Origin of the sequence: Micromonospora sp. DT62 (assembly GCF_049847285.1) — a bacterium.
Lineage (GTDB): Bacteria > Actinomycetota > Actinomycetes > Mycobacteriales > Micromonosporaceae > Micromonospora > Micromonospora reichwaldensis.
This window is the reverse complement of record NZ_JBNCOB010000009.1, coordinates 45956-54712: the sequence shown is the minus strand read 5'-3', so window position 1 is coordinate 54712 and position 8757 is coordinate 45956. Positions and strand designations below refer to the sequence as shown.

Here is an 8757-nt window from a genome sequence, read left to right as displayed (position 1 = left end):
GTCAGGTTCGACGCCATCGAGTTCACGTTGTCCGTCAGGTCCCGCCACGTACCCGAGACGCCCTTGACCTGGGCCTGCCCACCCAGCTTGCCCTCCGTGCCCACCTCGCGGGCCACCCGCGTCACCTCGTCGGCGAACGACGACAGCTGGTCCACCATCGTGTTGACGGTGTTCTTCAGCTCCAGGATCTCGCCCTGGGCGTCGACCGTGATCTTCTGCGACAGGTCGCCCTTCGCCACGGCGGTGGAGACCTGGGAGATGTTGCGCACCTGGCTGGTCAGGTTGCCGGCGAGCTGGTTGACGTTCTCGGTCAGGTCCCGCCAGGTGCCGGAGACGCCGCGCACCTGGGCCTGACCACCCAGCTTGCCCTCGATGCCCACCTCGCGCGCGACGCGCGTCACCTCGTCGGCGAACGACGACAGCTGGTCCACCATCGTGTTGACGGTGTCCTTCAGCTCCAGGATCTCGCCCTGCGCCGCCACGGTGATCTTCTGCGACAGGTCGCCCCGGGCCACCGCCGTGGAGACCTGGGCGATGTTGCGGACCTGGGCGGTCAGGTTCGACGCCATCGAGTTGACGCTGTCGGTCAGGTCCTTCCAGGTGCCGGCCACGTTCGGCACGTCGGCCTGGCCGCCGAGCTTGCCCTCGGTGCCCACCTCGCGGGCCACCCGGGTCACCTGCTCGGCGAAGAGCCGCAGGGTGTCGGTGAGGTAGTTCATCGTGTCGGCCAGCTCAGCGACCTCGCCGCGCGCGCTGACCGTGATCTTCTGCGACAGGTCGCCCTTGGCCACCGCCGTCGCCACCTGGGAGATCGACCGCACCTGGCCGGTCAGGTTCGACGCCATGGTGTTCACCGAGTCGGTGAGGTCCTTCCAGGTGCCGGCGACACCGCGCACGTCGGCCTGGCCGCCGAGCTTGCCCTCGGTGCCCACCTCCCGGGCGACGCGGGTGACCTCGTTCGAGAAGGACGAGAGCTGGTCGACCATCGTGTTGACCGTGCGGCCGATGCGCAGGTACTCACCGCGCAGCGGCCGGCCGTCGATCTCCAGGGCCATGTGCTGGGAGAGATCACCGTCGGCGACCGCGACGATGACCCGGGCGATCTCGGTGGTCGGCCGGCCCAGGTCGTCGATCAGCGAGTTGACCGCCCGCTGCCCCTCCGCCCAGGAGCCGTCCAGCCCCTCGTCGTCCAGGCGCTCGGTGAGCCGGCCGTCCCGGCCGACGATCCGGCTGATCCGCCGCAGGTCGAGGTACTGCTGCTCCTGGAGCGACACGACCTCGTTGAAGGCGTCCGCGACCTCACCGGCGCGGCCGGCCCGGCGGGGCAGCCGCACCTTCAGGTCGCCCCCGCGCACCCGCCGCAGCGCCTCGGTCAGCTCGCCGAGGAGCGCCTCGTGGTCGGGCGCGGACTGGTCCACGGTCGCCGACTGTTTCGTGGTCATCATTCCTCGCTCAGCTCGGGGCCACCGGCTCCTGCCGACACCGGTCATGCCCCCATTGTGCCCGTGGCCTCGTCCGCGCCACGTCCACGCGCCCGACCCAACCCGCCCCCACCCGCCCCCACCCCGCCCCGCCGGCCCCGCCCCCGGCGCCGATCATGCAGTTGTGGTGCCTGACGGATCGGGTCGAAAGCGCATCGATCGCCCACCACAAGTGCATGATCGACGAGGCGGGAGGGCGGCGGCGGGGGGCGCGCGTACGGGCATCGGCTTGGCACCCGCACGGGTGGCGGTGGAGGATACGGGGGTGTCAGCGGAGGCGGGGCCCGCGGCGACCGGGGGCCGAGACGAGCACGTCCGGCGCGTCCGGCTCCCCGCAGACCGGCGTACGCCAGCCGCGGCGCGGGCCCTCGTGCGGTCCGTCCTCACCGAGGCCCACCTGGATGAACTGGCCAACGAGGCCATGCTGCTCACCACCGAACTCTCCACCAACGCGGTGGAGCACGCCCGCACCGAACTGGACGTCGAGGTGGTCGCCGACCCGGTCGGGATCACCGTCACCGTGTCCGACTTCGCCGCCGGCCCGGTGGAGGAGCTGACCGTCGGGGTCCGCAACGACGCCACCGACATCGACGAGGTCTCCGAGCGCGGCCGAGGGCTGCTGCTGGTCGACCACTTCGCCAGCCGCTGGGGCACCACCTACCTGCCCACCGGCAAGGGGGTGTGGTTCCGGCTGGACCTGCCCGGCCCGGCCACGGGCACCCGGCACGCGCGGGTACCCGACGCGGCGACCGCCGGAGGCGGCGCACCGGCGACCCCGGAGAGTTCCGCGCCGAGCGCCGGGGCCATGAGCGAGCTGATGCAGACCACCCCCGACCCGTACGCCGAGGATCCGCTGCCCGACTTCGCCACCAGCCTGCTCACCCGGGTGGCGGAGATGGTCGGCGCGGCGGGCGGGGCCGTGCGGCTGGACCGGGGCGACGGGCAGGGCACCCAGGTGCTGGCCCGGTACGGCCGCCAGCCCCGGCCCGGCAACGAGCTGCTCCGGGTGGCGCTGGCCGTGCACCGGCCGTACGCCGGCGAGCTGGAGCTGGACGCGGCCCCGTCGGCGTACGCCCGGCCGCTGGCCGTGCTGATGGCCGAGCGGCTCTCGCTGCACCTGGAGAACGACCGGCTACGCCGGGCGGACGTCCGCCGGCAGGCCTGGCTGACCTTCCTCGCCGAGGCCAGCGAGCTGCTCGCGCAGTCGCTGGACGTCGAGTTGACCATGGCGCTCGTCCCCCAGCTCGTGGTGCCCCGGCTCGGGCAGTGGTGCGCGGTCCACACGACCGACGAGTGGGGCCGGCTCCGCCTCGCGGCGGCCAGCCACGCCGACGAGTCGGTGCTGCCCCAGCTGCACCAGGTGCTCGCGGAGACCGGTCCGGACTCGGTCCAGGCCCGGCTGCGCGAGGCGTCCCGCAACGGCACCCAGATGCCGCTCGGCGCGCCGATGGAGGGCTTCGCCGTCCCGTTGATCGCGCGGGGTCAGCGGCTGGGCACCCTGGCCGTCGGCCGGCACCAGCGACACCGGCACGACCCGGACGAGGTCGCCGTGCTGGAGGACGTCGCCCGACGGTCGGCGCTGGCGATCGAGAACGCCCGGATCCACGCCGAGCGCCGGCGCGTCGCGCACACCCTCCAGCAGTCGCTGCTGCCGCCGGTGCTGCCCGTGGTCGAGAGCATCGGCTTCGCCGCCGAGTACGTCCCGACCGGCGGCGACGTCGACGTCGGCGGCGACTTCTACGACGTGGTGCCCCTGCCGGACGGCCGCTGGCTGGTGGTGATCGGCGACGTCTCGGGCAAGGGGGTGCAGGCGGCGACGGTCACCGGCCTGGTCCGCGACGTCATCCGGGTGCTGGTGGGCGACGGCAAGCCGCTGCCGGAGGCGCTGGCCCGGGTCAACGAGACGCTGCTCGAGCGGGGCGGCGGACGCTACTGCACGCTGGCCCTGGCGGCGGTCGGCCCCGGCGACGGCGACCGGCTCGACGTCTCCCTGCACCTCGCCGGCCACGACCGGCCGGTGCTGCTGCCCGCCGGCGGCGGGGCGCGTTTCGTCGGCGTCGGCGGTACCGCGCTCGGCCTGCTCGACTCGATCGCCTCCCCGACGGCCGAGGTGCCACTCGCCCCGGGGGACTCGCTGGTCTTCTACACCGACGGGGTGACCGAGCGGCGGCGCGGCCGGGAGCTGTTCGGCACCGAGCGGCTGCGCGACGCCGCCGCCCCGCTGGCCGGCTACCCGGCCGACGTGATCGCGGCCCGGCTCCGCTCGACGGCGATCGGCTTCTCGGCCGAGGCGCCCCGCGACGACATCGCCATCCTGGTGCTCCGCAACGACGCGACCTGAGCAGCGGTGGCCGGGCCGGCACGGGTCGCGGCACCGTGCGGCGTCGACGGGCCGGCGCCGGGCCGCTGCTGGCGGTGCACGCCGTGGTCCTGTTGGCCCGGGACCGGTCGGCCATGTTCCGCCGCACGTGGCGGCTGCTGCTCGCCCTGACCGTGGGCGCGGTGGTCGTGGCCGCGAGCCGTTTCACGCCGGCCGGCGCCGACCTGCACCGATGGTGGATGGACTGAGCCACGCCGCCCTCCCGCCCCGCTCGCGCCGGGGAGCCGGCCGGAGCGGTCAGAGGCCGCCCGGGAGGCGGCCCGGGGCGAGGCGGCGGTGGGGATCGAGGTGTTCCTTGGCCGCGCGCAGCCGGGCCAGCCCGGCCAGCTCGCCCCACAGGTCGACGGCCCGCCGGACGGCCGCCGGCGCGGAGACCACCACGCACCGGCCCTGCCGGGCGAGGAGCACGCCACGGACGGCGGCCAGGATCGACGCCACCCGGTCGGGGGACATGGCACCGGGCAGGGCCGCGTGCACCACGCCGAGGCCGGCGGAGCCGCGCACCGGGACGGGACCGCCGGCGGCGTCCCGCAGCGCGTAGACGGCGGCGTGCAGGTCGGCGATCGGCACCTCGATGCGCAGCGCCGTGTCGCCCGGGCCGAACGGATAGCGCCGCCACCACTCGGGCGCGGCGTGGCTGGCGGCCGCGCCCGGGCCGAGGAGCGCGACGAGCCGGTCGGCGCGCTCGGCGACATCGGCCGGGCCACCTTCCAGCAGCACCACCAGCCGCCCGGCGCCGGCCGGGCCGCCGCCGGCGCGCCCCGCCATGGACGGGTGCGCGGCCATCGCGGCGGCCCGGCTGCCCTGGCGCGGCCGGGGTCCCGCGCCGGCCGGCAGGTCCAGCTCGACCGCCGCCGGGTCGAGACGCGCGGCGAGCACGGTGCGGACCAGGTCATGCACCTCCAGCGGGGTCCACACCGGTCGGCTGACCCAGATCCGGCCGGCCGGGACGGCCTGCACCCGCAGGGTCGCGGAGACCAGCACGCCGAGCGCCCCCTGCGAGCCGCAGAGCAGCCGGGCCAGCTCCAGCCCGGCCGCGCCGCCCCCGGCGTCGACGAGCTCGCCGTCGGCGTCGAGGTAGCGCACCCGGACGAGCTGGTCGCAGGGGCTGCCGTGGCGGTGCCGCAGCGGTCCCGCCTCGCCGGCGGCGAGCACGCCGCCGAGGGTGGCCCCGGGCGAGGGGGCGTCGAGCGCCAGGCGCTGCCCGGTGCGGTCCAGAGTGGCCTGCACCGCCCGCAGCGGGGTGCCGGCCCCGACCTCTGTGGTGGGCGCGCCGACCGGCTCGTGCCCGATCCCGGCGAGCCGGCCGGTGTCGAGCATGATGTCGACCCGGTCGGGGGCGGCACCCCAGTCGATCTTCGTGCCGGCGCCGCGCGGCACCACCGTCAGGTCGTGCCGGGCGGCGAGCCGCAGCACCTCGGCCGCCGCCTGCGTACCGCCCGGGACGGCCACCCAGCGGGCCGGGCGGCCGGCCACCTCGTCGGCGGGGCCGGCGAAGCGGGCGAACGGCGGGCCGCAGATCTCCGTCAACCGCCGCGTGATGTCGAGGGCTCCGGGCCGGTCGGTGGAACTCGCTGCAGCCGCCATGCCGGCCATCGTACACATGTTCGAAAGATGGGGCGGCGGGTCGCCGACGAGGCCGCGCGACGGGCGGCGGACGGCCGGTAACGTGGCGCCGTGACCACCGAGACCCCCGTGCCCACGGCGAAGCGGGTGCCCAGCGAGCGCACCCACCACGGCGACACCGTCGTCGACGAGTACGCCTGGCTCACCGCCAAGGACGACCCGGAGACGATCGCCTACCTGACCGCCGAGAACGCGTACACCGAGGCCCGGACGGCGCATCTCGAAGGGCTGCGCGCCGACCTGTTCGAGGAGATCCGCCGGCGCACCCAGGAGACCGACCTGTCGGTGCCCGGCCGCAAGGGCGGCTACTGGTACTACACCAGGACGGTCGCGGGCCAGCAGTACGGCGTGCAGTGCCGCCGGGCGGTCCGCGACGGCGAGACCGAGCCGCCGGTCAGCGCGGACGGCGCGCCGCTCGACGGCGAGGAGGTGCTGCTCGACGGCAACCTGCTCGCCGAGGGGCACGACTTCTTCGCGCTCGGCGCGTTCGACGTCAGCCCGGACGGGCGGTGGCTGGCCTACTCCACGGACTTCTCCGGCGACGAGCGGTTCACGTTGCGGGTCAAGGACCTGTCCACCGGCGAGCTGCTGCCCGACGAGGTGCCCGACACGTTCTACGGCACCGCCTGGTCCACCGACGCCTCCGTGCTGTTCTACGTGACGGTGGACGAGACGTGGCGCCCCAACCGGGTCTGGCGGCACACCCTGGGCACGACGTCCACCGAGGACGTGGTGGTCTACCAGGAGGACGACGAGCGGTTCTGGGTCGGCGTGGAGCTGAGCCGCTCGGAGCGGTTCGTCCTCATCGACGTGCACAGCAAGATCACCAGCGAGGTGCTGGTGATCCCGGCCGGCAACCCGACCGGCGCCCCGGCGTCCGTGGCGCCCCGGCGGCAGGGCGTCGAATACACCGTCGAGCACCACGGGCACCGCTTCCTGATCCTGCACAACGACGGCGCGGAGGACTTCGCGCTGGCCTACACGTCGGCGGACGCGCCCGGCGACTGGGTGCCGCTCATCGAGCACTCGCCCGGCACCCGACTGGAGGCCGTCGACGCCTTCGCCGACCACCTGGTCGTCTCGCTGCGCACCAACGGGCTGACCGGGCTGCGGGTGCTGCCCGTCGGCGGCGGCGACGCCTTCGACATCGACTTCCCGGAGCCGCTCTACAGCGTCGGCCTGCACGACAACCCGGAGTACCGCACCGGGCAGATCCGGCTCCGCTACGCCTCGCTGGTCACCCCCGACTCGGTCTACGACTACGACCTGGTCACCCGGCAGATGGTGCTGCGCCGGCAGAAGCCGGTGAAGCCCGGGCCGGACGGGCGGGCGTACGACCCGGCCGACTACGAGCAGCACCGCGACTGGGCGCTCGCCGACGACGGGACCCGGGTGCCGATCTCGCTGGTCTGCCGGGCCGGCACCCCGAAGGACGGCTCCGCCCCCTGCGTGATCTACGGCTACGGCTCGTACGAGGCGAGCATGGACCCGTGGTTCGGCATCGCCCGGCTCTCCCTGCTGGACCGGGGCGTCATCTTCGCCGTCGCGCACACCCGGGGCGGCGGCGAGCTGGGCCGCAGCTGGTACGACCAGGGCAAGCTGCTGGCCAAGAAGAACACGTTCACCGACTTCGTCGCCTGCGCCCGGCACCTGGTCAAGGCGGGCTGGACGACCAGCGACCGGCTCGTGGCCCGGGGCGCCTCGGCCGGCGGGCTGCTGATGGGGGCGGTCGCCAACATCGCCCCGGACGCGTTCGCCGGGATCGTCGCGCAGGTGCCCTTCGTGGACGCGCTCACCTCGATCCTCGACCCGTCGCTGCCGCTGACCGTCACCGAGTGGGAGGAGTGGGGCAACCCGCTGGCCGACCCGGAGGTCTACGCGTACATGAAGTCCTACACGCCGTACGAGAACGTGCGGGCGGTGGACTACCCGGCGATCCTCGCGGTGACCAGCCTCAACGACACCCGGGTGCTCTACCACGAGCCGGCGAAGTGGGTCGCCCGGCTGCGGGCGGTCGCCCCGCAGGGCGACTACCTGCTGAAGACCGAGATGGGCGCCGGCCACGGCGGCCCCAGCGGCCGTTACGACTCCTGGCGCGAGGAGGCGTTCGTCAACGCCTGGATCCTCGACCGCCTCGGCCGCGCCTGACCTGCAGGTAAAGAAGGGCACCTTCTTGACGGATTCCGCACAGGAAGGTGCCCTTCCTGACGCTCTCAGCGCAGGACGCCCGACGCCCGCTCAGCGCAGCACGCCCGACGCCCGCTCAGCGCAGCACGCCCGACGCCCGCTCAGCGCAGCACGCCCGGCGCCCGCTCAGCCCAGCACGCCCGCCAGTACCGCCGGGTCGACGTTGCCGCCGGTGACCACGGCGACCGTACGGCCGGGCGGCAGCTCGGCGGCGCGGAACAGCCGGGCGGCCACGGCCACCGCGCCGCTCGGCTCCACGACCAGGCGGGCGTCGGAGACCAGTCGACCCATCGCGGCGCGGATCTCCTCCTCGGTCACCGTGACGATCCGGTCGAGCCGGGCCCGCAGGTGGGCGAGGGTCAGCTCGGACGGGGGCAGGCGCAGCCCGTCGGCCATCGTCCGGTAGGTGCGCTCCTCGCCCCACACCACCACCGACCCGGCCGCCAGCGACTCCCGCGCGTCGGCGGCGAGTTCCGGCTCGACGCCGATCACCGTCGCTGCCGGGCGCAGGGCGGTGACCGCGGTCGCGACGCCGGAGGAGAGCCCGCCGCCGCCCACGGGCACCAGCACCACGTCGACGTCGGGCAGGTCCTCGACGATCTCCAGCCCGACCGTGCCCTGCCCGGCGATGACGCGCCGGTCGTCGAAGGGCGGCACCAGCACCGCACCCGTCGTCGCGGCGATCCGCTCCGCCTCCGGCCCGCGTTGCGGCGGCGGCACCAGCAGCACCTCGACGCCCAGCGCCCGGATCCGGTCCACCTTCGCCGCCGGGGCGCCCTCGGGCACCACGATCCGGCACGGCACACCGGCCGCGCGGGCCGCGTACGCCAGGGCCAGGCCGTGGTTGCCGGAGGAGTGGGTGACCACGCCGCGCGCCCGCTCCTCGGGCGTCAGCCGGGCGACCGCGTGGGTCGCGCCGCGCAGCTTGAACGATCCCACCGGTTGCAGGCTCTCCGGCTTGAGCCACAGCTCCGGATCCCACCCGGTGCGCATCAGCGGGGTACGCGACACGATGCCCGCGATGTCGGCGGCGGCGTTCCGGACGTCGTCGATCGAGACCAGCTCCATCGGCCCATCCTGCCC

Annotated in this window: 6 protein-coding genes; 3 read left to right on the top strand and 3 right to left on the bottom strand. The window is 74.9% G+C overall.

Annotated elements, in window-relative coordinates; genetic code table 11:
* A partial coding sequence (locus ACPXCB_RS15370) for a HAMP domain-containing protein (RefSeq protein WP_425875953.1) occupies positions 1-1445 on the bottom strand: 1445 nt, incomplete at its 3' end.
* 301 nt (positions 1446-1746) lie between these two features.
* Between ACPXCB_RS15370 and ACPXCB_RS15365 the strand changes: the two genes are divergently transcribed.
* A complete protein-coding gene (locus ACPXCB_RS15365; RefSeq protein ID WP_425875951.1) occupies positions 1747-3822 on the top strand; it encodes a SpoIIE family protein phosphatase in 2076 nt (691 codons plus the stop codon).
* A 35-nt stretch (positions 3823-3857) separates the two neighbouring features.
* Positions 3858-4049: a hypothetical protein gene (locus ACPXCB_RS15360; protein WP_425875949.1), complete on the top strand. Its 192-nt coding sequence runs from the start codon at positions 3858-3860 to the stop codon at positions 4047-4049.
* Between the two features lie 49 nt (positions 4050-4098).
* Here ACPXCB_RS15360 and ACPXCB_RS15355 read toward each other — a convergent pair whose 3' ends face one another.
* Positions 4099-5448, bottom strand: a complete 1350-nt coding sequence (locus tag ACPXCB_RS15355; RefSeq protein WP_425875947.1) for an FAD-binding oxidoreductase — start codon at positions 5446-5448, stop codon at positions 4099-4101.
* A gap of 90 nt (positions 5449-5538) precedes the next feature.
* Between ACPXCB_RS15355 and ACPXCB_RS15350 the strand changes: the two genes are divergently transcribed.
* Positions 5539-7635 (top strand): S9 family peptidase, encoded by a 2097-nt coding sequence (locus tag ACPXCB_RS15350; protein ID WP_425875945.1) that lies wholly within the window; start codon positions 5539-5541, stop codon positions 7633-7635.
* 165 nt (positions 7636-7800) lie between these two features.
* Here ACPXCB_RS15350 and ACPXCB_RS15345 read toward each other — a convergent pair whose 3' ends face one another.
* Entirely contained in the window at positions 7801-8742 is a 942-nt protein-coding gene (locus ACPXCB_RS15345) for a threonine ammonia-lyase (RefSeq protein ID WP_425875943.1), read from the bottom strand.
* Positions 8743-8757 lie beyond the last annotated feature (15 nt).

Excerpts from the sequence above, each read along its gene's own strand:
- ACPXCB_RS15355 (WP_425875947.1), bottom strand. The coding sequence starts at position 5,448 with ATGGCGGCTGCAGCGAGTTCCACCGACCGGCCCGGAGCCCTCGACATC.
- ACPXCB_RS15345 (WP_425875943.1), bottom strand. The coding sequence starts at position 8,742 with ATGGAGCTGGTCTCGATCGACGACGTCCGGAACGCCGCCGCCGACATC.